Origin of the sequence: Coleofasciculus sp. G1-WW12-02, assembly GCF_040219735.1 — a bacterium.
Classification (GTDB): Bacteria; Cyanobacteriota; Cyanobacteriia; order Cyanobacteriales; family Coleofasciculaceae; genus Coleofasciculus.
Map to the genome: position 1 here is coordinate 35140 of NZ_JAVJRX010000092.1, position 25237 is coordinate 60376.

The 25237-nt window shown below is 45.7% G+C and carries 23 protein-coding genes; 10 read left to right on the forward strand and 13 right to left on the reverse strand.

Annotation, left to right across the window (positions count from 1 at the left end; genetic code table 11):
- The first annotated feature begins 66 nt into the window (after positions 1–66).
- A complete protein-coding gene (locus tag RID09_RS14965; protein ID WP_446336725.1) occupies positions 67–912 on the forward strand; it encodes a TlyA family RNA methyltransferase in 846 nt (281 codons plus the stop codon).
- Positions 913–935: 23 nt separating this feature from the next.
- On the opposite strand, the gene RID09_RS14970 is transcribed toward RID09_RS14965, so the two are convergent.
- From RID09_RS14970 to RID09_RS14980, 3 genes are all read right to left on the reverse strand, one after another.
- Positions 936–1235 (reverse strand): DUF6464 family protein, encoded by a 300-nt coding sequence (locus RID09_RS14970; protein WP_446336726.1) that lies wholly within the window; start codon positions 1233–1235, stop codon positions 936–938.
- A gap of 221 nt (positions 1236–1456) precedes the next feature.
- Complete coding sequence (gene speD / locus RID09_RS14975; RefSeq protein WP_446336727.1) at positions 1457–1855, reverse strand: adenosylmethionine decarboxylase; 399 nt, start codon at positions 1853–1855, stop codon at positions 1457–1459.
- Between the two features lie 462 nt (positions 1856–2317).
- On the reverse strand, positions 2318–3358 hold the full coding sequence (locus RID09_RS14980; RefSeq protein WP_446336728.1) for a TIGR00341 family protein: 1041 nt from the start codon (positions 3356–3358) through the stop codon (positions 2318–2320).
- Positions 3359–3613: 255 nt separating this feature from the next.
- On the opposite strand from RID09_RS14980, the gene RID09_RS14985 reads away from it, so the two are divergent.
- The gene (locus tag RID09_RS14985) at positions 3614–4771 is read left to right on the forward strand and encodes an AI-2E family transporter (protein WP_446336729.1); all 1158 of its coding nucleotides are present in this window, start codon (positions 3614–3616) and stop codon (positions 4769–4771) included.
- 76 nt (positions 4772–4847) lie between these two features.
- Complete coding sequence (locus RID09_RS14990) at positions 4848–5858, forward strand: 3'(2'),5'-bisphosphate nucleotidase (RefSeq protein WP_446336730.1); 1011 nt, start codon at positions 4848–4850, stop codon at positions 5856–5858.
- Between the two features lie 65 nt (positions 5859–5923).
- On the opposite strand, the gene RID09_RS14995 is transcribed toward RID09_RS14990, so the two are convergent.
- The gene (locus RID09_RS14995; RefSeq protein WP_446336731.1) at positions 5924–7897 is read right to left on the reverse strand and encodes a protein kinase domain-containing protein; all 1974 of its coding nucleotides are present in this window, start codon (positions 7895–7897) and stop codon (positions 5924–5926) included.
- A 746-nt stretch (positions 7898–8643) separates the two neighbouring features.
- Between RID09_RS14995 and RID09_RS15000 the strand changes: the two genes are divergently transcribed.
- From RID09_RS15000 to RID09_RS15010, 3 genes are all read left to right on the forward strand, one after another.
- Positions 8644–9006: a hypothetical protein gene (locus tag RID09_RS15000; protein ID WP_446336732.1), complete on the forward strand. Its 363-nt coding sequence runs from the start codon at positions 8644–8646 to the stop codon at positions 9004–9006.
- 25 nt (positions 9007–9031) lie between these two features.
- Positions 9032–10234 carry a hypothetical protein gene (locus RID09_RS15005; protein WP_446336733.1) on the forward strand — a complete coding sequence of 401 codons (1203 nt, stop codon included), beginning with the start codon at positions 9032–9034 and terminating at the stop codon, positions 10232–10234.
- 377 nt (positions 10235–10611) lie between these two features.
- Entirely contained in the window at positions 10612–11856 is a 1245-nt protein-coding gene (locus RID09_RS15010; protein WP_446336734.1) for an HhoA/HhoB/HtrA family serine endopeptidase, read from the forward strand.
- Between the two features lie 54 nt (positions 11857–11910).
- On the opposite strand, the gene RID09_RS15015 is transcribed toward RID09_RS15010, so the two are convergent.
- From RID09_RS15015 to RID09_RS15025, 3 genes are all read right to left on the reverse strand, one after another.
- Positions 11911–13002, reverse strand: coding sequence for an Rpn family recombination-promoting nuclease/putative transposase (locus tag RID09_RS15015; protein ID WP_446336735.1), 1092 nt, complete (start codon positions 13000–13002; stop codon positions 11911–11913).
- A gap of 195 nt (positions 13003–13197) precedes the next feature.
- Positions 13198–13833, reverse strand: coding sequence for a Uma2 family endonuclease (locus tag RID09_RS15020; RefSeq protein ID WP_446336736.1), 636 nt, complete (start codon positions 13831–13833; stop codon positions 13198–13200).
- A 50-nt stretch (positions 13834–13883) separates the two neighbouring features.
- Positions 13884–14318 carry an SRPBCC family protein gene (locus RID09_RS15025; RefSeq protein WP_446336737.1) on the reverse strand — a complete coding sequence of 145 codons (435 nt, stop codon included), beginning with the start codon at positions 14316–14318 and terminating at the stop codon, positions 13884–13886.
- Positions 14319–14474: 156 nt separating this feature from the next.
- On the opposite strand from RID09_RS15025, the gene RID09_RS15030 reads away from it, so the two are divergent.
- The gene (locus tag RID09_RS15030) at positions 14475–15866 is read left to right on the forward strand and encodes a malic enzyme-like NAD(P)-binding protein (protein ID WP_446336738.1); all 1392 of its coding nucleotides are present in this window, start codon (positions 14475–14477) and stop codon (positions 15864–15866) included.
- A gap of 102 nt (positions 15867–15968) precedes the next feature.
- Positions 15969–17063 (forward strand): WG repeat-containing protein, encoded by a 1095-nt coding sequence (locus tag RID09_RS15035; RefSeq protein WP_446336739.1) that lies wholly within the window; start codon positions 15969–15971, stop codon positions 17061–17063.
- Between the two features lie 108 nt (positions 17064–17171).
- Here RID09_RS15035 and RID09_RS15040 read toward each other — a convergent pair whose 3' ends face one another.
- The 6 genes from RID09_RS15040 to RID09_RS15065 all read right to left on the reverse strand — a co-directional run bounded on the left by RID09_RS15040 (position 17172) and on the right by RID09_RS15065 (position 24562).
- Positions 17172–18062, reverse strand: coding sequence for a DUF4340 domain-containing protein (locus tag RID09_RS15040; protein WP_446336740.1), 891 nt, complete (start codon positions 18060–18062; stop codon positions 17172–17174).
- Between the two features lie 255 nt (positions 18063–18317).
- Entirely contained in the window at positions 18318–20135 is a 1818-nt protein-coding gene (locus tag RID09_RS15045; RefSeq protein WP_446336741.1) for a Gldg family protein, read from the reverse strand.
- A 233-nt stretch (positions 20136–20368) separates the two neighbouring features.
- On the reverse strand, positions 20369–21169 hold the full coding sequence (locus RID09_RS15050) for an ABC transporter permease (protein ID WP_446336742.1): 801 nt from the start codon (positions 21167–21169) through the stop codon (positions 20369–20371).
- On the reverse strand, positions 21169–22344 hold the full coding sequence (locus RID09_RS15055; protein ID WP_446336743.1) for an ABC transporter ATP-binding protein: 1176 nt from the start codon (positions 22342–22344) through the stop codon (positions 21169–21171). Before RID09_RS15055 ends, RID09_RS15050 begins: the two co-directional genes overlap by 1 nt.
- An 82-nt stretch (positions 22345–22426) precedes the next feature.
- Positions 22427–23083, reverse strand: a complete 657-nt coding sequence (locus RID09_RS15060; protein ID WP_446336744.1) for a restriction endonuclease subunit R — start codon at positions 23081–23083, stop codon at positions 22427–22429.
- An 87-nt stretch (positions 23084–23170) separates the two neighbouring features.
- Positions 23171–24562: an IctB family putative bicarbonate transporter gene (locus RID09_RS15065; RefSeq protein WP_446336745.1), complete on the reverse strand. Its 1392-nt coding sequence runs from the start codon at positions 24560–24562 to the stop codon at positions 23171–23173.
- A gap of 14 nt (positions 24563–24576) precedes the next feature.
- Between RID09_RS15065 and RID09_RS15070 the strand changes: the two genes are divergently transcribed.
- Both RID09_RS15070 and RID09_RS15075 read left to right on the forward strand, forming a co-directional pair.
- Positions 24577–24756 carry a hypothetical protein gene (locus RID09_RS15070; protein WP_446336746.1) on the forward strand — a complete coding sequence of 60 codons (180 nt, stop codon included), beginning with the start codon at positions 24577–24579 and terminating at the stop codon, positions 24754–24756.
- 6 nt (positions 24757–24762) lie between these two features.
- Positions 24763–24978, forward strand: coding sequence for a hypothetical protein (locus RID09_RS15075; protein ID WP_446336747.1), 216 nt, complete (start codon positions 24763–24765; stop codon positions 24976–24978).
- The last annotated feature ends 259 nt before the right edge of the window (positions 24979–25237 follow it).

Below are 25237 nucleotides of genomic sequence, written 5' to 3' on the forward strand. Positions count from 1 at the left end.
GCAAAAGGGGGTTCCTTGGTATGAGTATGATAATAGGGGAGATTTATGGGTTAATCGATTAGACGATTGAAGCAACGACTGGATACCTTATTAGTAGACCTTAATTTATGCGAATCTCGACAACAGGCACAGCGGTTGATTCGGGCGGGAGAAGTGCGGGTAAATCAGCAGCTTGTCGATAAACCCGGAACTGAAATAGAGACAACCGCCGAGATTAAAATTGCTCAGAAATCCCCTTATGTTTCTAGAGGTGGGGAAAAGTTAGCTAAAGCCTTAGACGAGTTTGGCATTGCTGTCGAAGGACGTATTTGCTTAGATGGGGGTATTTCCACCGGCGGCTTTACCGACTGCTTACTGCAAAGGGGGGCAGAACGGGTTTATGGTGTTGATGTGGGGTATGGACAAGTGGCTTGGAGGTTGCGAAATGATCACCGGGTGATTTTGAAAGAACGCACGAATTTACGCTATCTAGAACCTGCTGATTTATATGGAGAATCTCTTGAAGTAGACAAAGAAGACAAAGAGGGGATTTATCCCGATTTAGGGGTTGTAGATGTGTCGTTCATTTCCCTGACGAAAATACTGAAAGCCTTATGGAATCTGCTACAAGCGCCGCGTGAGGTGGTGTTGCTGGTGAAGCCACAGTTTGAAGTGGGACGAGAACGGGTTGGCAAAAAAGGCGTTGTGCGCGATCCTAAAGATCAGGCTGGCGCGATCGCACAAGTTTTACCAACCGCTCAGGATTTAGGCTGGCTCTATCAAGGCTTAACTTGGTCTCCCATAACCGGTCCTGCAGGTAATATTGAATATCTACTCTGGCTCAGAATGGATAGTCAAATTCAGAGTCCTGATGTAAGCGAAATTCAATACCTCACTCAATTAGCTACCGCTTACTTTCAAAAGAAACAGTGAACTACCTACATCAAATCGGAAGATTAAAATTCCCTGGGTTCGTAGTCGCAACAGTTATCACAAGGACCTGAGGGATTAACCGCGCAGCGGATATAAGCCGAACGAGCATTAAATCGACAGGTAATATCACCGATTAAATAACCAACGCCTTCGAGATAATACTGATCAGGCGGTAATGGATTTCTTGGTAGTACCCTAGCCGTTGATGCTTGAATAGAATTTCTTAACCTAATTTGCGCCTGTTCCTTAGCTCGGTGCATCACCCAGATGGAAAGCACTGGGGGGGTCAAACCCAAGACAAACACTATAATTGTCTCTAACATGCTTTTTCCTCCAGGGTGACTCTACTGGCTCAATGGTTCTGTCATTTAAGTGTAATTTGAGTATGACACCGCTATGCCCTAACTCTCGTCTCTCAGGTAATCGCCCAACTCTATAGAACCACTCTAGCTTGTCTCGTGATAACCAATTTATAAGCTTTCCAAAAAAAAAAGCAAGGTTGAATTAGCCTTGCCCTTTTTGAGAAATGATCTTAAAAAACCACCTACCTCACCATCTGATAGACTGAATCTTCGATTCGCTCATGAATTTCCGGTATCAAATCAAAACCGCGTACAATTTCCCTCATCCGCACCTGTTTAGCTTGGAGCGCTGTTTGTAGCAGTTTCATGGCTTCTTTTGGCTTACCACACCCGCAAAAAAACAAATCAGCGGCAAAATAGCCATGTTCGGGCCAGGTATGGATAGCAATATGAGACTCCGCCAATGTCGCTGTCGCCGTTACTCCGTGGGGACTAAACTGGTGTACACATAAATCAATGAGAGTTCCTTCTCCAACAGAAATCGCATCAATCAAGGCGCGGCGAATTCCTTCAGGATCATTGAGAAGGTCTTCAGGCGCTTCCCATGCGTCAACGACCAGATGAGTTCCCACTTGTTTCATTCTACTCGATCTACTCCACCCAATAAGATTTCAAAGACTCTATTTATAGCATAGAGTTAATTCAGTCCTCAACTCATTAGAGATTTAACCTGATTCAGTGTCAACGGTACTCTCTTGTTCCATGGCACGCCGATGGCTCCGAATGTACCAACCCCCCAACAGGCTCAAAAGGTTGAACCTAGGCATGACCACAGACTTTTGACGAGACGTTTGACTTCTCAGGTAGTGGTAACTAGTCAATACAACTAAGCTACCCCCTCTAACTCCATCTATTGATTAGACTAACAAATAAATTATCCTCTAGAGGGAATAACTCAGAACTTAGGGGTACTTGAAGTCGATTCGATGACGCCAAATAATTTAACCTTAAAGCCGTATCACAGTTTAGTTATAACATTATCCATCTTCAGAATGAAATGTGAAACTCAAAAATGAGAAAATGAGCCGTAGATTTTCCGGGAGTCAATTATTTGATTTTTGTGACTCCGTTTGGGATTCAACTTTTGTAGATGCTGTCACATCGAACACCACTTTAAATGTTCGTCCAATCTTAGTTTTGATTAAATCTTCCAATAGTGTCACATCTTGAGGTGTGATTGGCTCTACCGAGCGAACAACAACTGTAATAGAAGGGGGATGATAATTCCAATCAATATCTGACCGAATTAGTTCTATATCCGAACGCCTAAACTGGGAATTTTCCACCAAAATATTCCGGATCGAGTCATTCGCTTGCGCTTGCTGAATTAGTTCTACAAAGCTAAACCCCAAAGGCAAGGCTAACAACCCAATTAAGCCGATAGAAACTCCCCAACTCAAGGTTCTAGTAACTTCATTACTCCGAGCGTAACCACTAAAAACGTAAACCAATAAACAAGCCAGATTAATTCCAATCAAATTGGTGATATAGAGCAGAAAAGCTCCTTGAGTATATCCCCACTCTGCCTGGGAGAGTGTAAGTCCAACTACGCAAAGCGGCGGCATAAGGGCAACCGCGATCGCTGTACCTGGAACAGCATCACCAATCTCTGGACGAATTTTTGCGTAACCACTCACTCCGCCGGCGACTAAAGCAATTAAAAGATCAATAAGATTGGGTTGAGTTCTGGATAAAACTTGCTCTTTAAACTCAGGAATACTGATAATTGTGCCAACTATCCATGAACAAGCAATCCCCAGCATTGTTCCGGAAAAAATAGAAATAGAACTTCGCCATAGCAGTTTCAAATCTCCTTCTAATGTAGCAAATGAAAATCCCCGCAGTGGCATCATCAAGGGGGCAATAATCATCGCACCAATGATTACAGCAGCACTATTCAAGAGTAACCCAAATGAAGCAATTAAACAGGAGCTAACAATCAGCACTAAATAGTTTTGAGTTAGCTTTGAATCTTTCAAGAGGGATTCTCTGAGCTGAATAATAGGAATAGCTTTTAGTCCCACATCTTTGAATAGTTGCCAGGTTTGGCTCGCTGTATGAGACACCTTCTTGGGATCTTGCATGGGTTTAGCCCGGATAATCAGAAGCCTTGAACGGAATTATATCTCCAGATTATAGCATTACTTTTGCTGGTCTATGGATGCTAACGGATGCAACCCACCCTAAAGCTAAGCGGCTACAATCCAAGATTTTAAATGGGTGGCTCCATCTGATCTGAAACTTGCTCAATAACCTGCTAATATCAGTTTTAGGTCTTATCTGACTCAATGGCGACCTAATAATAGTGGATGCCAGGTTTTGCTAACCAGAAAACTGCGATGACTTCTATATTTTCACCGATTCAAAAACTCCTAATCACATGGCTGCTGCTTTTAGTCACAGGTTGGCTGACGCTGAGTGGGCTGAGTTATGTGGGGGAAATCATTAGTATTTTGCTCACGGCGTCTCTGATTGCGTTTTTGCTCAACTATGCCGTTGGGGGACTGCGACCTTTCTTACCTCGGACAGTGGCGGCGATTTTGGTTTATTTAGTTGCTGCCATTTTTGTTGTATTCATTGCCTTAACGCTAGCACCACCTGTATTTAACCAAGGACGGCAATTAGTGACTCGGTTTCCCGAATTGCTGGAACAAGGACAACAGCAATTGGTGGACTTTCAAGCTTGGAGTATTGAGCATAATTTGCCGTTTGACGTGCGGATTTTCGGCTCTCAACTGTTGGCACGTATCCAAGCTCAAGCCGAAGCGATCGCGTCAACGGGTTTGGGCTTGGTTGTGGGGACATTTAACTGGTTTATCGACTTAATTTTAGTCCTAGTTCTTTCATTTTACATGCTCATTGATGGTGAGCGACTATGGCGTGGTCTTACCAGTATTTTTTCTGCCAAAATCCGTGATAGCTTAACTCAAGCACTGCGACGCAATCTTCAGCGGTTTGTATCCGGTCAACTCTTACTAGGGTTGTTTATGGCAACAACTTTAACCTTAGGCTTTCGTGTATTACAAGTGCCATTTTTTCTGCTGTTTGCTGTTTTTATCGGCTTCATGGAGATTATTCCCTTTGTCGGCGCCACTCTGGGAATTGCTACCGTAGTCCTTGTCGTCGCGTTTATTGATTGGTGGCTAGCCCTGGAAGTCTTGGGAGTATCTGTCGCCTTGCAACAGGTCAAAGATAATATAATTGCGCCCCGAATTATGGGCAACTTAACCGGTTTATCGCCTGTGATTATTCTAACGTCTTTGTTATTGGGGGCTAAAATTGGCGGAATCTTGGGCGTCATTCTGGCGATTCCGGTGACAGGGGTAGTGAAAAGTTTGGCGGAAATTGTCCTTGACCCCACCTTACCGCCTCAGACGGGAGACTTTTTCTCCAATCCTTTGAACGAAACGAAATCCCAGACTACTCTGGCTGTCGCTTCTGATACCGATGCTGATTCTGACATTTCTTGTCAAGACGCTCAGGAAGTAGAACGATAACTATGGATACCTTAACCTATTTAGAGTGAACAACCCCTATACTAACGGGGTCAAGATAGGATCTCAGCATTAAACCATGTCCTACGAGCGAGAAAAACAGATCGCCATCCAAGCTGTAACGGCTGCGGCTCAATTATGTGAACAAGTTCGTCGGGAACAGGGTTCCTTAACCCTAACCAAACCCGATCGCTCTCCGGTAACTGTGGCTGATTTTGGCACACAAGCGGTTATATGTCGGGTATTAGCCGAGGCGTTTCCTGGTGATCCAGTTGTTGGAGAGGAAAACTCTAGCTTATTGCGACAACCTGCCATGACTCAACAGTTGACAGGTGTCACCCATTATGTTAGGTCTCAGATTGCTGAAGCGACACCGGAAACCGTTATCACCTGGATTGATCGGGGTACGGGTCAAGTCGCGAATCGCTATTGGACACTTGATCCGATTGATGGGACAAAAGGCTACGTTCGGGGTGATAATTATGCGATCGCCTTAGCGTTAATTGAAGCGGGTGAGGTGAAACTGGGGGTGTTAGGATGTCCGGCTATCCCGATTCATCCCAACCAACCCGTGAGCGATCGCGGCGTTCTGTTTGTGGGAGTAAAAGGACAAGGGACAACCCTGATACCCCTAGGCGGAGGTCAACCTCAGACGATCCGGGTCAATGAATGCGATCGCATCGAATCTCTACGATTAGTCCAAAGCGTAGAATCCTCTCATGGAAACCCCGAATTGGAAGCGGCTATCACTCAATCCCTTGGTTTTATCAACCCTTCCCTACAGATTGATTCCATGGTAAAATACGGCATCATTGCTAGAGGAGAAGCCGATCTTTACATCCGTTTACCGTTTCCCCTGGAGTCCTCAAAACGGCAAAATATATGGGATCATGCAGCGGGTGTAGTTGTCTTGGAAGAAGCCGGGGGACGAGTCAGTGATATGCATGGTAAAGCTCTAGATTTTGCCTGTGGAACTAAGCTTTTCAACAATCAGGGGATTATTGCCAGTAATAGGGCGATTCATGATGCGGTGTTAGCCGCCATAGCCCAGCAAATTGAAGCCTCTGAGACATCCAAATCGATACCCTAGTGCATGACAAATGGTGGAATAGATGTTAGGTTTTTTCGGGCGTTCGCCAATGCTGAACCGACGCCCTAACGCCCGAGTGTTTCCCTCGCCTTTTCCCGCAGGCTGGCAGCTTTTTCATGATCCGGTTCGAGTTGCAGGGCTTTATCCAGAGAAGGAATCGCTTCCGTGGTGCGCCCTAACGCCATCAGCGCCTCACCACGAATTGCCCAAGCGTCGGCGGAGTTACGCTCCAGTTCAATGGCTTTATCTAACGCTTGAACTGCCTCAGCGGAACGTCCCACCCCTTGTAGTGCTATGCCATAGCGAATCCAACCTCGGGCAAAATTTGGATAGTATTCACTTACCTGTTCATAAAGTTGCAGCGCATCTATGATCTGGTTTTGTTGCCGTAGGGCATCGGCTTTGCTAACTAAGGCTTCGGCATAATTGGATTGGTAGGCGAGGGCGTCATTACAGGCGACTAAGGCAAGTTCTGGTTGTCCTAATTCATTGAGACTGTAGCAACGTCCCCAATAGGCAGGGGCTAAGTCGGATTGGAGTGCGAGGGCTTGATTGTAAACCTCAATCGCTTCCTCATAGTCTCCAGCTTTTCTTAAGTCTTCTGCTTCAGAGAGCAAGGATTCGGCGGTAGGTTCAGGGGTTGGCGAGGGAGTGGGAGTGGGAGTGGGAGTTGGGGTTGGGCTTTCCACCGGGACATCCTCAACTTGAGACTGATGGTTCAATTGAGAGGGGAGTAGAATCAGGGTAATGGCAACCGTGGAACTAACCGCGATCGCGATCGCGAAGATTGTCCAAGGCTGCATCAACCATTGGCGAAATCCGTAGGTTCTAGAGGCTGTTGACACCGTTGCAGTTGGTTCAAACTCCTGGGGTTGACTTAGGGATACGGTGACATCAGTCCGCCCCTGATTTGGCTGAGAGGTTTGGGTGCGTGCTGTTTCTTGTGTCTGGCTAGAGGATGATTCGCTATTCGACTCTTGGACTTCAATCAGAGTCGATTCCGTTGGTGTCGCCTCCCACGCCCGCGTCTCGGCTGAATCAGGGGGGAAATTTTGGCTCTCCCGATCCGTCGGTGCTTGTGGATCAACCAGGGGTGGCAATTCAGGCTCAGGTGCTAAAGGTGGGGGGGGTGACGCCGACTCCAATAATGTCGTGGGTAAACTCTGGAATGCCAACAGGGCTTCTTCTGCTGTCCCGTAGCGATCGCGAAAATCATAGCGTACCATCTTATCCAGAATTTCCCCAAATTCTGAGCTAATCTGCTTGGCATATTGCCGCCAGTTTAGTTCACCCGTCTCCGAGTCTTCTCTAAGATGCTTCGGCTGAATCCCCGTTAATAACTGAATCCCAATAATACCCACGGCATAAACATCACTACTATAGCGAGGTTTCCCGGCTAATTGTTCATTGGGCATATACCCCTTTGTGCCGATAGAAATGGTCACATTTGTCAGTCCCGTTTCCGGAGGGAGCGACTCACATCTGACTTGTTTCACTGCGCCAAAATCAATCAGCACGATTCTGCCATCACAGGCGCGGCGCATCAAATTGGCTGGCTTGATGTCACGGTGAATCACATTCTGTTCATGGACAAATGCCAGTACCTGCAACATATCTTGCAGGAGAGATAGCACGTTTTCCTGTGACCACGGCACAGAGGTTTCTATCTCCTTGCTTAGGGGTTGCCCTTGAATATATTCCTGAGCCAGATAAAATTCGTGATTTTCCTCAAAATGAGCCAAAAGCCGGGGAATCTGTTCATGATTACCCAGTCGATAGAGGACTTGAGCTTCTGTTTGGAAAAGGCGTCTCGCCGTTTGCAGGCTCTCCTCATCACTCACTTGAGGTTTTAATTTTTTCACTACACATTGGGGATGACCGGGCAAATGCATATCCCGCGCCAAGAAGGTTTGACCAAACCCTCCGACCCCTAGTTTTTCGATAACGTGATAGCGTCCGCCTAGAGGTTTATTGTCCCAAGCGTCTTGAGAACCTGACACCATCGTTTTTGTCAGCGCCCCTGTTGAATTTTTCTTCATCACTAGACAAGTCCAGAAATTACAGGTCAACCCCAAGATTCAAAGGGTTTTTGACTAATTTTCAGACAAGTCTAATTAGTAATCGCATGGATAACAGCACCCCACTCACTTGTCTTATTATTCATCAGGCAATTGAACATGAGTTCATTTTTATTTTTTCCCAGAGGGGAGCAAATTCACCGACGAGAGTTTGCCGCAGAATCAGCACCCCTTTTTTCTCTGCAATAATAACCTTGACCGATAACTGTTGTTCGATCAGTTTGAGGTTATTTCACTCCTGCTTACCCGACAGGTTTATCGAAACACTGTATGTTAGAGTCTGTTCACCTGACTCCGGGGAGTCCGATGTCCACCATGTTAATTATAGATGGGATACTCACTCTCTAACAAAACAGCGCTTGATATAAGTACAGCAAAGCGTAAATTTAGCAACCCAGCAAACAAGCTGAACCTCTGATGACAAAAGACTTTTGAGTTTTAGGTTTATACAGCTATAGTCGGCTACATCAGGAACAGTAGTTTTGAGGTCAATGGAAACGGTACTCGTGCCAGATCAACCCCAGTTTGTCACCGAACTCTGTTGAGTCGCTTTCCTCGCTTTGTTGCCTGTACCTACCTTACCTAAAATAGGCTTATCCTTCAATGATGCCAATCTCAGTCGTTTCTCTGTCTGGTCTGGGCGTCAACGCTAATGTTGGATTGAATTATATTACCAATTTACTTTTCGCATTTGGGGCATTTTATTTGTGGTAGGGAAAAATCAGCCGCTAATTACCCGTCGCCGCTTTCTGGTTACCTCAGCCTTAACCCGTGGCGGATTGATGAGTGCCAACTTATTATCCAAATCAGGATACGATCAGAGTAATGCACCTGGGATAATCACCTCAGAAAAAATGCGTCCACAGATCCCGTATGGGGTGGCTAGTGGCGACGTGAGTAGTGAGCATGGAGTGATTTGGAGCAAGAGCGATCGCGCCAGCCAGATGATTGTAGACTATGATACCAGCGCATCCTTCCGTAACCCACAACGGGTGATCGGACAGTTCGGTGGGTTTCAACCCAAGGCGGTTGGTAAGACTGGTGCAAGATTTGAGTTAAAAGGAGATTAGCGGTCTTATCAAACTAAGAATACCAATGAACCAAGAGCAATTCCAAGATCATACTTCTACTCACCCATCTGCGCCACTATCAACTAACGCTGGGGATAATTCCCAAAAGCCCTCTAACGATACTCATAACCCAACCTTTTCCCAAGCCAATCCATCCGAAAAACCAACCTATACGGAAAAGACGACTCGCCTGCAAGCCTGGAGTCAGTTGATTAAGTCAGTGACTCCTTATATCTGGGTGGCGGTTATCCTGATTGTGATTATCCCGCTTATCGGCAGTGGTTTTATTGCCAGTTCATTATCAACCGATTCTGGGAGTTCACACAAGCCTACCCGTGAGATTGTCACCATTGATCGGACTGTACCGGATCAGGATAAGATTGATCGCGCGATCGCAACCGCTATCACCCATGCTCATCATACAGCAGAACAGTTCGCAAAAGACCAACTTGATGAGTGGGTTGATCAACTCATGAGTCGCGTTGATGGCAATTTCCTGGATTGGTATTTTGATTATTTTAATCAAAAGAAACTGGAGTTTAGCGCTCCCTTCGTCTGGGTATCTTCAGCCGTCTCTCACTGGATGGACACCACTAAACAGGCTCCCAATCAAGCCGTCGCCGAAAAAATGACCGAGGAATTTCAAACTGAATTCACCAAACGAGTCCTCCGACCTAAAATTGCTCAACTCGAACTGGAACATATCACCAGAGATACAGTGAATTTGTATATCGCTGACTTAGAAAACAACATTTCTAACATTCAAACTCAGTACCAGATTCCTCAAGGAGAATGGGAGCGCTATTTAGATGATATTGCGATAACTATCCAAGATACTGAAGGCAATCTTTCTAACTTATCGTTAAAGGTATTAGTTGGGGGGAGTACGTACTTATTTGCCAAAGCCATGATTCCCGTTGTTACCAAAATTGGCAGTAAAGTTGCTGTATCCTTTGCTGGGAAAGCGTCCGCTAAAATGGCAGCCAAAACTGGAGGGGCTGTGGCTGGTAAATTTGGCGCTCAGTTTCTTGATCCGATTGTTGGCGTGGGAATTATTATCTGGGATGTTTGGGATTATCAGCATACCGTGAAAGTTGAGCGTCCTGTTTTACGGGAAGCGATTCGGGATTATTTACAAGAAGTCAAGGCGTCGTTGCTAGATAATCCAGACAATGGCATTATGGCAGCGATTTATCAGTTAGAGGGAGGGATTTTGAAGTCGGTTTAACTGGGAATAGGGAACAGAGAACAGGGGGAGCTGGGGGAGCAGGAAGAGACGGGAAGGCTACAGCACAAATCCAGAAATCTTCACATCAGCGAAACCACACTGTCATAAGCACGTCACAAAGAGTATCTACATTGATAAATGTAAGCGATAGGTCATCGTGATTCCAGATAGTCAACTGATTCACCAAACAACGCCAGACCCGGTTAATACCTTATCAGCAAATAATTATCACAGAGTCAATTGGGGTGTTAGCCATGGGTAGGTAAGAGAAGATTGATCATGATTCGGGTTTTCTCTACCTGGAAACGAATCAACCGACTCTGACAAACTGTAGCTGACATCATCCAAATCAATCGTATTTCAAGAGTAAAATCATTATGGTATTCGACACGAAAACATCCAAATCTCATGATAGTGACGCTTCCCCTGTAAAAAAAGCCGTTACTTATCTATCCCTAATGTTGCTCGGCGCTGGTGTTACGTTTGGCGCCAACTCTTTCATCTCCGGTAATCCCCAAATTTCAACCAAATCTCTAGTTCCCCAATCCTCTCAGGTTTTAGGAGGAATCATTCCTCCAGCTAACCTGTCCACTCCCCAAAACAGCAACTTTATTACTAACGTTGTAGACACCGTGGGACCTGCGGTAGTGCGGATTAACGCCTCCAAAACTGTGACGTCTCGAGTTCCCGATGCATTTAATAACCCGTTTTTCCGCGAGTTCTTCGGGTCTCAATTTCCGGAACAACCGCAGCAGCGAGTAGAACGGGGAACGGGTTCGGGATTTATTATCAACACTGATGGGATGATTCTCACCAATGCTCACGTTGTTGATGGTGCGGATCAAGTGGATGTGATTCTCAAAGATGGTCGCACATTTGCTGGAAAAGTGCTAGGAAGTGACCCCGTAACCGATGTGGCGGTAATCAAAGTTGAAGCTGATAATCTCCCCATTGTCACCTTAGGGGATTCGGAACAACTCAAACCGGGGGAATGGGCGATCGCGATCGGTAATCCGTTAGGATTAGATAATACCGTCACCACAGGTATTATCAGTGCGACAGGACGTTCCAGTTCGGAAGTTGGAGTTCCCGATAAGCGTGTCCAATTTATCCAAACTGACGCCGCAATTAATCCCGGTAACTCAGGTGGACCTCTGCTGAATGCGTCAGGTGAAGTGATTGGGATGAATACAGCAATTATTCAAGGCGCTCAAGGGTTAGGATTTTCTATTCCGATTAATACAGCGCAACGGATTGCACAACAATTAATCGCCAACGGGAAAGTTGAACATCCATTCTTGGGAATTCAGATGGTCACGTTAACCCCAGAATTGAAAGAAAACATCAATAAAAATCCGAATTCTGGTCTTACCGTTGATGAAAATAAAGGGGTACTAATTGCCAGAGTCATGAGGAATTCCCCTGCGGACAAAGCTGGATTGCGAGCCGGAGATGTGATTCATAAAATTAATGGTGAGTCGATCAAAGATGCCGAAGATGTACAAAATGCGGTGGAAACGACGTTAATAGGTAGCGATTTAAACCTAGAATTACGCCGCGATCGCAAAGATATTGAGGTGACAGTACAACCTGGTGCTTTGCCAACTCAGATGCAGCAGTAAGGTTCATCAAAAATAGTAGAGACGTTGCATGCAACGTCTCTACAGTTCCCGGTCTCAATTCCCTTCAATTACCTGTTGCACCATTTGTTTAGTTAGGGGAGAGGATGTTAAATCCAGAGTCTTGGGGTACGTTTTCAATATGGTTTCCACCGTCGCCTTCCATAAATCAGAGAGGATTTGACGCCAAGCCTGACGCTGTAGGGTATGGGATTCCTGATTGCACCATTGTGCGATCGCCTGGGATAAGTCTTCAACCTGATCCGGTACAGGTGCAACCCACTGCTGTAACTGTGCCAAGTCTTGAGTCGAAAACAAGTCACGCTGATTCGTTAAGAGTTCAATAAAAGCGGCAACTTTTTGTTTCTGAAATAACCGTTCTGTCTGTTGTACAACCTCTAGCGGTAAATCTTGCAACTGGGCAATTTGCGGCAACCTTAAGCCAAATTCTATCATGCGCGGTATCGCGGCTAACTTGGCTTTAATTTCACCTTCTTCTAAGGCTTCTTGATAAACTTTAGTCTGTTTGAGTTCACTTAAGCTGAACATCGCTTCAATCTCCTCGCGGCTTTTGTGTGGTAATTTGTAAACAAGGATTGTCTCAATTAAGTTGATTAGGTTGCGCTGGGTTGCTTCATCATCTATCTGTATTTGAGCTTGTGCGACTAATCGTCTTGCTCGTTCTGGTGCAGTGTCCTTATCCTCAATCACCAGCTTAACCATTTCAATCCCCAGCGAACCGGATGGGGTTTCTCCTAATTCATCAATATAAATGCGTGTGACTCGATTGAGGGCAAGGATTTCACCAAATTGAAACGCTTGTTCTCGTTCAATCCTACGAGTGGGATAGATCACGACAACCTGCCAAGGGTGAGGCGGTTGGTATTGCCTCAAGTAGAGAAAGAGTTCACCAAATAATCGATAGTATAACTCCTCATCGGGTTGAAACTGAACCTCTAGCAGATACAAGGGTTTTTCTGCGTCTTCTGTCGTGGGTAAGAACAAGCCGTCTAACCGGAAGGAGGGTTGTTTGATTTCACGGGAGGTGAATTCATAAATCGCGGCTTCCTCTGGGTCTGAATCGATGAGTTCAAATAAAATACCTGGGAATTCGAGAAACAGGTTATAGAAGATACTGTCGGTTTTCACGCTGAATTGCTGGACATGGATGATCTGAACATTGACCACTATGCCAGGAGCGATCGCGAAAAATTCCTATCACTGTAATCTTGACAAATTGACAGGTTTACCCACTTAGGCTACATTAACTAAACGTAACCCACCATTTTGTCAAACATAGGACGTAATCGCTATTATTATGAATGCAGGGTGGATGAGCGAAACCTAGGAAAAGGGCGGGTTTTGTTGAAAGGTGATCGGTGATATCTTTAATTGAATCCCTAAACCCGTCCCGGAGAGAATTTCTAAACTCAACCCTGGCAATATTTCCTCCCCTGACAATACAACAGGCATCGCCACAACTTCTACATCTGTTCCCTCTCGATAAATCTCCACTTGCCGATCCTGATAATTAATTAACCAACCCAAACACAAACCACTTGCCAAATATTCCTGCATCTTATCCTGAAGTGGCTTTAATCGGTCGGTGCTAGAGCGCAACTCAATCACGAAATCTGGACAAAGCGGCGGAAACTTTTCTCGTTCCGATTGACTCAAACGTTGCCATCGTCCTAATTCCACCCAAGCGACATCTGGAGAACGATCGCCTCCACCAGGTAAACTAAAGACCGTTTGGGAACTAAAGACTACACCAAGCTGAGTCTGCTCATTCCAGACGACGACTCTAGAGATTAAGCTGGCTTCTCGGCTACCACCTTCTCCGCCAATCGGTGTCATGATAATTAACTCTCCCTGGGGCGAACGTTCTAATGGTACATCAGGGTTGGCTACACACAGTTGATAAAACTGCGATCGCGTCAATGTCGTGGTAATTGGCTTTAAGTTTAATATGGTAGTCATAACATAAGGAATAGCAGAACGTTTGGTCTCAAGAGCCATATCTCCCACCATTATAAATGCTCAACATACCGCTTCAACTCCCGCGCCATGCGTTGCATTCCCCGATGCTCATCTTGCCGAATAAAAGGGACAAAAACACGAGTTAACATGCCATAAAAACGGCTTTTATGGACATATTTAGTCCGACCTAGACCAATCTCTTGTAACTCAAATACGTACTCATTGCGAAAACCGGGAATAGACGAAACCCAGCGCAGACAACTTTCGGGTTGTAAGAGTGTTACCAAGGGTTCAAATTCTGTTTCCTCATCCTTTGGTAATCGTCGTAATGATAGAGATACCGCTTGTCCTTTTTCCAAGGGATATTCTGGTTCGCGGTCAAATAGAAACGTGTTCCAATACTTCCACTGCTGTTTGTCCAACAAAACCTGCCACACTTGTGACTTGGGAGCATTAATTTCGATTTCCGTATAGAGACTTGCCATAATAATTCGTCATTTGTCATTTGTCATTCGTTATTCGCAAAAGTTGGTGATAACTCATCCTATCTCCCCCATCTAAGAGACGTAGCATGCTACGTCTGTAACATTGCTCCCGAATAGGTCTACAATTGAAAGCTTGAAACCCGACATCAATCCAGCATGGCAGACCTGACACCGAATTCCAGTTTCAGTTTAACGATTCGTCTCCAACTTCCCAACCGTTCTGGGATGCTAGCCACCGTTACTCAGGCGATCGCACAAGTGGGAGGTAACCTGGGACAGATTAACCTGATTAACCAAACCTACAAAGTTTCAACTCGTGAACTCACCATCGATGCGACGAGTACCGAACACGCCGAACAGATTGTGCAAGCGGTTAAAGCACTTACCCATATCAAGGTGATCGATGTCTACGATCGCACGTTCAATCTGCATCGAGGGGGCAAAATCAGCATCGACAGCAAACTATCCCTGAAAACCCAAGCTGATTTAGCTATGGCGTATACCCCAGGGGTGGGTCGAATTTGCACTGCGATCGCAGATGACCCACAAAAAGTTTACTCCCTCACGATAAAAAGTAATACGGTAGCGATTATTACAGATGGTAGCGCCGTATTAGGGTTAGGCAACTTAGGACCAGAAGCGGCATTACCCGTCATGGAAGGGAAAGCCATGCTGTTTAAAGAATTTGCCGGAATTGACGCCTTTCCCATCTGTCTGGCAAACCAAGACACCGATAGGATTATCGAAACCGTTAAAAACATTGCTCCCGTTTTTGGCGGGATTAACCTAGAAGATATCAGCGCCCCCCGTTGCTTTGAAATTGAAGCCAAACTGCGGCAAGTCTTAGATATTCCCGTTTTCCACGATGATCAGCATGGGACAGCAATTGTCAGCCTCGCGGCGTTAATTAATTCCCTCAAACTGGTCCAGAAATCTCTCGAAGACGTGCGAATCGTAATTAATGGTGCTGGGGCGGCGGGAATTGCGATCGCGCGGCTATTGCGTCAAGCTGGGGCGAAGATGATTTGGATGTGTGATTCTAAAGGCATTCTTTCAACTAAACGCACCGATTTAACCTCCCAAAAGCAGGAATTTGCAGTTGAATCCAGTGGTACTCTAGCCGGTGCGATGGTGGGGGCTGATGTGTTTCTCGGCGTCAGTGTCCCCGGTGTCCTCACCCCAGAAATGGTACATTCGATGGCATCAGATCCCATTGTTATGGCAATGGCGAATCCGATACCAGAAATTCAGCCGGAATTGATATTAGATGATGTCGCCGTTATGGCAACGGGACGCAGTGACTATCCCAATCAAATTAATAATGTTCTGGCTTTCCCCGGTGTTTTTCGCGGCGCCCTCGACTGTCGCGCCTCAGTGATTACTAATACGATGTATCTAGAAGCAGCAAAGGCGATCGCGTCTTTGATGTCTACCACGGATTTAGACCCAGAACATATTATCCCATCGGTTTTTGATGAGCGCGTCGTGACAGCCGTTTCGGCGGCCGTACAACAAGCCGCACGGAATGAAGGGGTAGCAAAGCGGTAATGCGCTAATCTCTGCCCCTCCCTCGCTCCCAGGCTCTGCCTGGGAATGCTCCTGAAGAGGCTCTGCCTCCCGTATAGCGGCAAGGAAACTATTGGATCGCTTATGTTCCTTTTAAATAATTTCCGCTTAATTAAACATCGAGTATTTTTCAATATAACCCATCTCTTATTAGGATTGCTGGTTACTCAACTATCAGGATGTCAGATTCTATCAACCGTTAACAGAGGTTTCCACAATTCTCGACTCAGTGAACACACTGTTCCTGTGCAACTTGTTTTTCCCTTCGAGTTAGAGTCAGCCAATAATTTTTCCCAAGGGTTAGCTGCGGTTAAGTTTGACGGGGTGTGGGGTTATATTAATCAAACCGGAAATTGGGTTATTCAGCCTCAATTTGAATTAGCTGACTCGTTTACTGAAGGGCTAGCCCCGGTAAAACTCGAGGGGAAGTGGGGTTATATCGATAAAACAGGGAATTGGGTGATTCCAGCTAAATTCGATGGTGCTAAATCGTTTTCGGAAGGATTAGCCCCCGTCAAACAAGGCGATGATTGGGGTTATATCGATAAAACGGGAAAAGTGGTTATTCAAGCTCAATTTGACGATGCTGATTCGTTTTCTGAAGGATTGGCAATCGTGGAAAATGATAATCTGTATAGTTATATTGATAATACCGGAAACTGGATCGCTTCCCCTCAATTTCAGGAAGCCAAACCTTTTTCAGAGGGGTTGGCTACGGTAAAACTTAATAACCAGTATGGCTATATTGACAAAACTGGTAACTGGGTGATTCCACCTCGATTTAAAGATGCGAGTTCTTTTTCGGAAGGCTTAGCATCTGTAACCAATCAAGTGATGAAATCGGGCTATATTAATCATCAAGGTGAGCTGGTGATTATGCCTTATTTTGATTGGGCGGGTGATTTTGTCCAAGGTGTCGCCGGAATCTCGGTAGACGATAAAGTTGGCTATATCGATAAGCAGGGAAATACGATAATTGCTCCCCAGTTTGATAATACCTATAATTTTTCTGAAGAATTAATAGCGATAAAAATAGGCGAGAAGTGGGGCTATATTAATAAAATGGGTAATTTAGTAATCAAGCCTCAATTTGATAGTGTATGGTCATTTCATCAGGGGGTAGCTAGAGTGAGAATTGATAACAGGTATGCCTTCATCAGCCATCCTCTAAACCAATAAATATTAGGACAAAATTAGCAAGAGGAGGCGATTGAAATCGCTGCTACACAAACAAAGTCCGCCTGCGCGGACTAGATTATAAAGGGGGTGGCTAACCCGGATTTGGTATTATTCAGCAGGGACTTCTTCTTCCTCGGATTCATTCGGCGTACTTTCTGGTTTTGTTTTCTCACTGGGAGAAGCGTTATCTTCCTCTATTGGTTGCTTTTTGTCTTCGGAAGACGAAGCGTTTTCAGGAGATGGAGATGCAGACGGTTTTTTGTTCTCAGATGTCGGTGTTTTTTCAGGAGTTGATTCTTCTATTTCGGTATCGGAGTTCTCAGGGGTGGGTTTGGCTTGGCTCTCAGACGATTCTTTTTCCTCTACAGGGGATTCTGCTTCAGGCGCTGATTCATCGTTTTCCATATCGGATGGATCAGTTTCTTCAGGTGTATCCTCTTTACTTTGCTCCCATTCTGACAAGGGACGATTGACAGCATATTCAAAGTCCCTTGGGACTAAAAAGACATTAGAACGCTGGGATTTGTCTGAGAAAGAATCAACTTGAGCATAGAGGAAACTGTTATTAAAATCTGGCTTACCTAAAAGAATTTCATGAGTTTCATCATTTTTGAGTCGCACCGTTACCATGGCTTGGGGTTTGTCTAAGCCATATTCCTTCAGGGTTTCCGGGGAGACATTGGGAATCGTGCGATCGCTCTTTCCTTCAACCAGCAAATTCAATAAGAATGAAACCGATGGATCACTAGCGGGTACATCCTTCGGTTCCGTCATTCGCCAGCCCGGTTCAGGTTCACTCACCCGCTCAAATTTTAAGCTGTCTTCATCAATATAAATGCTTACCCGTTGAATCTCATCTTCTTCAAAACCAAACAGTTGCTTTTCGGCTTCCTTCGCGGCTTCCCGTTGGGGAGTTCCCACGATTTCATAAAAATAGACAAACCCTCCCAGTAAAAGGGCGACGATTAATAAAACCCAAGTAGTCTTCTGTAGCTTCATTTGTCATTTGTCATTTGTCATTTGTCATTTGTCATTTGTCATCCGTCATACTCAAGAGAGCCAGAAGCAAATTACGTCATTCGTCATTTTTCATTACTCCTCTGCGTTCCTTTGCGTCACCTCTGCGTCCCTCTGCGTTTAAAAAAATATAATTTCGATGGGAACAAATTTGATATTACTCGGTCGGGGCGGGTTTAGTCACATCTGGGTAAAAAATAGACGATAATCGTAAAACCCGCCCCTACAGACGCACCTTTACCGCCGCAACCACCACAGCGCACCTGCGGTCAAAAAGCCAAAAGCTGGAACAATTAAAAGTGCTAACCACCCCAATATTCCAGATTGAACGGGTGTTAAGTTAATCCGACGGTCTTCTGGTTCTTTAGGACTAATCGAAAGTGCTTGTTCATCTCGCTGGCTTAACCAACTTACGGAATTGACAAAAACATCAGGATTGAGTTGCTGATCAAACCAACTATCTGTGGCAAAGTTTGAATTACCATACACAATTAATCGTGATTCAGCCTTGTCTTGTTCAACCTGAGACTTATCTGTCTGGATTGGTGAAGGTGAGGCTTCTGGAGATTCCTCTGGTGAAGGAGTTGGAGAGGCTTCTGGAGTTTCTGTGGCTTCCGGTTCATCAGTGTCAGGAGACGCTTCTGGAGTCTCTGTGGCTTCGGGTTCATCAGTGTCAGGAGACGCTTCTGGAGTCTCTGTTGCTTCGGGTTCATCGGTGTCAGGAGACGCTTCTGGAGTCTCTGTTACTTCCGGTTCTGATCTCGGTGAAGGGGTAGACGATTCGGCTTGACGACTTAATGCTACACCTAATACTAAAGGACCGGGGCGATCGCCTTCTTGTTCGTTAAACTCCAACGGTTGTTGTTCTGGAGTGTTTTCCGCCCAACTTTGAGGGTTTGTCAGGACTAGAGGGGTTTCCTTAATCCCTTCTACAGGTTGCGTATCCACGGGTTGCGCTAAGGGATAAATCGAAAATCCGCTACCAAAATCTTGGGTAATTGGATGATCTCCATATTGAGTCACCAAAGGTGTAGCAGGACCCAAACCGACTAACCGTCCTTGACCCGACGCATCAATTACAATCTGATTGGTTAACGTCACCCCCCAATCTGAGAGTAAGGACTCTAATCCGGGATTGGTATCGGGGTCTATCATAACCAATAAACTTCCCCCGTCAGCCAGATATGCTTCTAATGCTTGTACTTCCGGTTCAAACAGCGCTCGTTTGGGTCCAGCGATGACGATTAAAGAAGCATCATCAGGAACGGCTGGCTGTTCAGCGAGATTGAGGGGTTCTACGGTAAAGTTTTTCGTCTCTAACGCACTTACGGCTTGAGATAATCCCCCCTCCTCGGAGGTGTCTAAGGGGCGTTCACCATGACCTTGGAGGAAATAGACCTTATCCAACTCCGCGCGATCGCGGGTGATGCGTTCAATTGCATTGGTTAGATTGATTTCCGATAACCGTTCTCCTTGGCTGATGGTTTGGACTAACTCGCGTTGATTCCCATATTCTAAATAAACTTCACCAATATAATTCACATTAAACTTTTGGGCTAATTCAGGTTGTAGCTGGGGGTCAACAAACTCAAATTCCAAGTTTGATCCATAGCGACGGTAGTTTTCTAGAAGTTCTTGATCGGCGGGATTGGCGGGGCTTTCAAATATCCAAACTTTCACCGGTTGATCTAAATTTCTCACCACCTGCTGTGATTGAGGTGAAAGGGTAAACAGTTGATTTTCGGTTAAATCAATCTGTACCGCATAACGCACACCTAAAAAATTAATTAGCCCGATGATTACAAACATAGCCACTGTCGCGATCACCGCATTTGTCCCCACCTGGGTGGAACGGCGTCCCCAAAAGCCGGGGGCTAACTGATCGAGAAGTAGCACCCACAAGCCAATAATCACCAGTCCAGCAATTAGCAGCGCCAACGATACTGCAGACCACTCACCAGCAACCTCTTGGGCGGTAATTCCCATAATTGTCAGGATGGGTCCGAACCAAAATAGATATTTTAAATACGTCCACTTAATCGGCTTAGTTGTCATAGTTTAATCAAATAGATAAGAGATTTTTTTGACAATTTAATTGGGGGGCTGGGCGAAGCATTCGTGGATAAGGGGGCTGGGCGAAGCATTCGTGGATAAGGTTTATCCTCTCAGAACTAATATTTTGGCACGAATGCTTCGCCCCTACATGCCCCTACATGCTCCCTACATGCCCCTACATGCCCCTACATGCCCCCTACACAATTTATGACGAATGACAAATGACGAACGAATTAAGACCGTTGGAAGCGGAATGCTTCAATAGACTGAGCCGTGAGAAATATGCCGAGAAAGATATAGCTGGCAAATAAAATAAGACTACTGGTATCGAGAACACCCCGAACTAGATTGGTATAATTTTTCATTAACGATAAATAACCTAATGCGTCTCCAAAAGCACCACCGATAGTATTGGCAATTAAATCAATCACCCAGAGAAATAAGATCAAAACGAACGTGAGAAAAGCTGCCAAAATTGAACTATCGGTTAAGGATGAAATGAACATTCCCAGAGAAAGTACTGATGCGGCGAGTAAAATTAATCCAGCATGGGCTAATAACGGAACCCAGGGTTGAATGGGTGGATTAGCTGCATTCAAGGCGATGACTTCATACAGGAGTAACGGTAGTACCATAATCGTAAAAAAGGTTAGCACGCCTAATAATTTTCCCACGGCTACCGCCCAATTCGTCACTGGCGAAGTTGCCAGCAGTTCTAACGTTCCCCGCTTCCGTTCCTCCGAATAGAGTCCCATCGATAGAATGGGTAAAACAAATAAAATTAGAGAACCCATGACACTCAAAAACATGTTTAAAAACTCATAAGCCACATCTACAGGTGGTGTGGGCATTCCCAGTTGGTCACGTTGGGCAATTTGCTGAATAATCCCATCGGGACTTAATAGAATCCACACAAAAAAGAACCCCGACAACAGCCAGAAAAACCCAGCCACCACGTAAGCTAAGGGCGAGGCAAAATAGCCCTGCAATTCCTTGCGAAAAATTGCCACGATATTGCCAAATATTATACGCATTAGGTGTCTTCTCCAGATTTGGAAACGTCTGATTCAGTAACTTTTGATTCAGGGGCTTGGGATTCAGTAACTTTTACTTCAGTAACTTTTGCTTCAGGGGTTTGGAATTCAGTAACTTTTACTTCAGGGGATTGGGATTCAGAGGCTTGGGATTCAGGGACTTGGGATTGGGAATCAGAGATATGAGATTCAGTTAAATTGTTCCCTATCTCTATTTCCCGGTTCTCAACCCTCCGTTCCTGGGTAGTCAGTTCTAAAAAGACATCTTCCAGGGTAGCGCGAGTGCGGCGCATTTCACGCAATCCGATCCCAGCGCCCACAGTTACAGCCGCAATATCCCGTCCCGGATCAGTACCGGGTGTCGTCACAATCCGAATTAAGGCGCGATTAGCGGGTAAAGGTTGAGTGGGGACAATTTCCACTAAACAGACTCCGGGTAAAACTTGTAAAAGCTTTTGCAGTTGAGTCGCATCCCCATCCACTTCTAACTCATAGCCAGCCCCTCCAGTCAATTGCGCCATCAAGTTTTCTGGGCTATTGGTGGCGACAATTTTACCTCGGTTGATAATCGCGACGCGACTACAGGTCATACTCACCTCTGGCAGAATATGAGTAGAAAGGATAATCGTATGTTCACCTGCAAGGCTTTTGATCAAGTTGCGGACATCAATAATTTGCCGAGGATCGAGTCCGACGGTGGGTTCATCTAAAATAATCGCCGGCGGATCATGAACGATCGCCTGAGCAATTCCAACTCGTTGACGAAATCCTTTGGAGAGTTTCCGGATCAGGACTTTGCTCTTCTCAACTAGGTTACAGCGTTCGATCGCCATCTTCACCCGCTTCGTGCGATCGCCTGCGGATACGCCCTTGAGACGAGCCACAAAGTACAAAAATCCCTCAACCGTCATTTCGGGGTAGAGGGGAGGCGTTTCCGGTAAATAGCCGATGCGTTGACGCACAGCGAGAGAATTTTCATGGACATCATACCCAGCAATCCGGGCAGTACCACTGGTGGCGGGTAAATACCCTGCTAAAATCCGCATAGTGGTAGTTTTGCCAGCACCATTGGGTCCGAGAAACCCGAGGATTTCCCCCGGTTCTACCTTAAAGCTGACATCCTGAATGGCTGGAGTGACCCCATAGATTTTGCTCAGACGATCCACTTCGATCATAGAGATTACACTTGAAAGAATTGATATTTTTTTAGACTAACGTTTATCAATATAGAGTTGCACTCATCTGCTGTTGTGTCTGCTAACCTTCAGAGTCAGTCTGTTGTAGCTGACAGATAGCCTTAAGAACTTGAAATAACTGCATAGAAGATTCAGAATCCGTTAAACTCAGAAATGGCAGCAACTGATATATCGGCGGATTACCCCTCTGGATATAGACAAACCGATACAGTTCTCCGTTCGTGACTAAACCCCAGACTGACTCTTGATACTCTAAGCTTTTATAAGCATAAGTCAGCAATTGGGGTAAGCCTGTTGATGGGGAAACGGCGCTATTTTTCGATTCTATAACTAAGACCCAAAATGGTACATTATCTCTGGGCTGTCGGGCTTTATTTATTGCCAGGATATCAAATCGCCCGGTAATTGTCGTGTCTTCAGCCGTAATAGTAATCCGAGAAATCCCCTCTTCAACAGCGATTTGTAAAGGATAGCGATAGAACCCTGCTAATCGTAATAGAGGACTAACCGCAACTAATTTAACTTGACCTTCTGAAGCGGCGGCTGAGGTGAGATGATTATCAAATTCAGAGCGAGTTTGCTCTACTTGCTGCTGTTCAAACTCGGTGATCGGTTCGAGGGATAATAAGGATTCAAATGAGGTATTGTACTGTTTGTAAAAATGAAAAAGCTGGTGAACTTCATCTAAGGTTAAGTTTTTCGCATTTAGCGTTGTCATCGGTTTAGGTAGCTCCGAAATAAGTTGGGTTGATTACCTATTGGTATTTTACAAGAGGACGCGATCGCGCCCTCTTATTGTCAACACCTAGCTATCGCCTACAGCCGTTGAGGTATCCTGGGGAGGCAGATAATAACTGGCAATAATCGCCACCATCAACCACCATAATGTACTTACTTGGGGACGATACCAAACCGTGTCTACTAACCCATGAGACAGCATACCCGCCATGGTTGCGATCGCGGCGATTAACCAAAAGCCTTGAGGATTCCCCAGGGTGCGGAGTCGGTTGATGTGTTGTATCCCGCGATTCACCGTAACCACTAGCAGCCAGAGAAAGCAAGATAAGCCAATTAAACCCGTTTCAACTGCCACTTCCAAAAAGATAGAATAGGCACTCAACGCGGTATATTTAGGACGTTGGAACAGGGGATAGATCTTATTAAATGCATCATTTCCCGGACCAATACCAATAATTGGGCGATCGCGAATCATATCAATCACCGCCGCCCATACATTCATCCGGAAGTTATTACTACTATCTTCCCGCCCTGCAAAAATACTCGCCACCCGAACTCGCACCGGTTCAACAAATAGCACCGCCAGAATAATTACCGCCGCACAACTGCCCAACATCGCAGGCATTGCCCAAGGACGCCATTGTTCCGGTAACTGGATACTATACCAATACACGACAAGGACGGAAAACACAAACAGACAAGCAACAAAACCAATCCAGCCGCCGCGACTAAAGGTGAGAACCAGACAAGCCGAATTCACCACAAACATGGTTAGAGCCAAGGCTTTTGGTAGCCATCTCGTCCAAGCAAACACCGCCGCTAAACTCAACGCCACAGCCGGAATCAGATAACCCGCTAATAGATTCGGATTCCCCAAATAGCTATAAACCCGCGTCAAACCCGCAGAATCCGAAGTGGGATCAGTCCAAGTTGCCAACGCTTCTGCGCCAAAAAACCACTGTCGCATCCCGTAAACGCTGACAATTAACGAGATATGCAGGAAAACCCCGATTACCCAAGAACGCAGACGGTTTGACCGCAGTACCCGTGCCATTAGCGCAAAGAGTAATAAGTATAGCGTCAGTTTCACCAAACCCTGACGGGCGGCAACTTTCACCGGGGACATCGCTGTAGCAACGGTGGCAATAGACCAATACAGTAACACCAACAGATGAATCGGTGTCACCAGGGGGCGTTCTCTCTCATCCGAGAGTGTCAGCAGTAGCCAAAATCCTGCACAAGCAATTAACAACACGCCAATGAGTGCAGTAGAGACAAAGGGCGCAACTGCAAAAACAATCGCCACTAACAAGGCGCCCAAGGGTTGAGCCCACTGAAGCAGCCAACTCCCCCGCCGCCAAGCTTGCAGCAATCCCACGACGCGATATAAATAGCTAGCGCCGCGCCACTGATAGAAACGTAAGTTTGATAGAGTAACCTGTTGCCACACTGAATTCATAGATTGGTGATTAGTTGATTGTTTCCGATTTAGCACGCGATCGCACCTCCGAGGGATGCGTGGTTAAAACCCTGAGCGATACATTACTCAATCAGCTTACTCCACCGGAAGTTAATCGGCTTCAGGATAAGTTTTGGCAAGAGGCGGTGAAGCCCTCGAATGGTGCAAGATCTCAGGATATACCGCATCTGTAGGGGCGCGTGCCAAAACTAATCTCTAGTCTCTGGGATTCGACGGTATCAATCGCTGAGATTGAGTGTTGGTTTAGCATCCTGATGAAACGCTTGCTTAAGCGCTCCAGTTTCACGTCCACTCAAGATTTAAGCGATCGCATTTTGGCATTTATCGAATACTTCAACCGAAGCTTAGCTGAGCCATTTGAGTGGAAGTACAAGGGCTACCCAGATGCACTCTAGGATTATTCGACTTTCTTGTCGCAGCGAGGGTGAGGGCTGGGTTACCAAAATTCGACCAAAAATCTCGCGATCGCACAATTTCCTCATAGCACAGCCATAGCACAAGTGTCTTTAAAATTGCTGTGAGCTAAAACCCTTACGGGATAAGTCTTTAGCCTACGTGTAGTACATCCGCACTGGGAGGACTTCAGTCTAAAGTCCACTCAAGTGCGATCGCGAGTAGGATTATTTAGCCGTTGCGCGAGCGCGTCTCATTTTC

Coding starts and splice junctions, on each gene's coding strand:
- speD (WP_446336727.1), bottom strand. CDS start 1,855: ATGAAACAAGTGGGAACTCATCTGGTCGTTGACGCATGGGAAGCGCCT.
- RID09_RS15040 (WP_446336740.1), bottom strand. CDS start 18,062: ATGAAGCTACAGAAGACTACTTGGGTTTTATTAATCGTCGCCCTTTTA.
- RID09_RS15050 (WP_446336742.1), bottom strand. CDS start 21,169: ATGCGTATAATATTTGGCAATATCGTGGCAATTTTTCGCAAGGAATTG.
- RID09_RS15030 (WP_446336738.1), top strand. CDS start 14,475: ATGGCAGACCTGACACCGAATTCCAGTTTCAGTTTAACGATTCGTCTC.
- RID09_RS14980 (WP_446336728.1), bottom strand. CDS start 3,358: ATGCAAGATCCCAAGAAGGTGTCTCATACAGCGAGCCAAACCTGGCAA.
- RID09_RS15065 (WP_446336745.1), bottom strand. CDS start 24,562: ATGAATTCAGTGTGGCAACAGGTTACTCTATCAAACTTACGTTTCTAT.
- RID09_RS15035 (WP_446336739.1), top strand. CDS start 15,969: ATGTTCCTTTTAAATAATTTCCGCTTAATTAAACATCGAGTATTTTTC.
- RID09_RS14970 (WP_446336726.1), bottom strand. CDS start 1,235: ATGTTAGAGACAATTATAGTGTTTGTCTTGGGTTTGACCCCCCCAGTG.
- RID09_RS15055 (WP_446336743.1), bottom strand. CDS start 22,344: ATGATCGAAGTGGATCGTCTGAGCAAAATCTATGGGGTCACTCCAGCC.
- RID09_RS14990 (WP_446336730.1), top strand. CDS start 4,848: ATGTCCTACGAGCGAGAAAAACAGATCGCCATCCAAGCTGTAACGGCT.
- RID09_RS14985 (WP_446336729.1), top strand. CDS start 3,614: ATGACTTCTATATTTTCACCGATTCAAAAACTCCTAATCACATGGCTG.
- RID09_RS15025 (WP_446336737.1), bottom strand. CDS start 14,318: ATGGCAAGTCTCTATACGGAAATCGAAATTAATGCTCCCAAGTCACAA.
- RID09_RS15005 (WP_446336733.1), top strand. CDS start 9,032: ATGAACCAAGAGCAATTCCAAGATCATACTTCTACTCACCCATCTGCG.
- RID09_RS15060 (WP_446336744.1), bottom strand. CDS start 23,083: ATGACAACGCTAAATGCGAAAAACTTAACCTTAGATGAAGTTCACCAG.
- RID09_RS15020 (WP_446336736.1), bottom strand. CDS start 13,833: ATGACTACCATATTAAACTTAAAGCCAATTACCACGACATTGACGCGA.
- RID09_RS15045 (WP_446336741.1), bottom strand. CDS start 20,135: ATGACAACTAAGCCGATTAAGTGGACGTATTTAAAATATCTATTTTGG.
- RID09_RS14995 (WP_446336731.1), bottom strand. CDS start 7,897: ATGAAGAAAAATTCAACAGGGGCGCTGACAAAAACGATGGTGTCAGGT.
- RID09_RS15010 (WP_446336734.1), top strand. CDS start 10,612: ATGGTATTCGACACGAAAACATCCAAATCTCATGATAGTGACGCTTCC.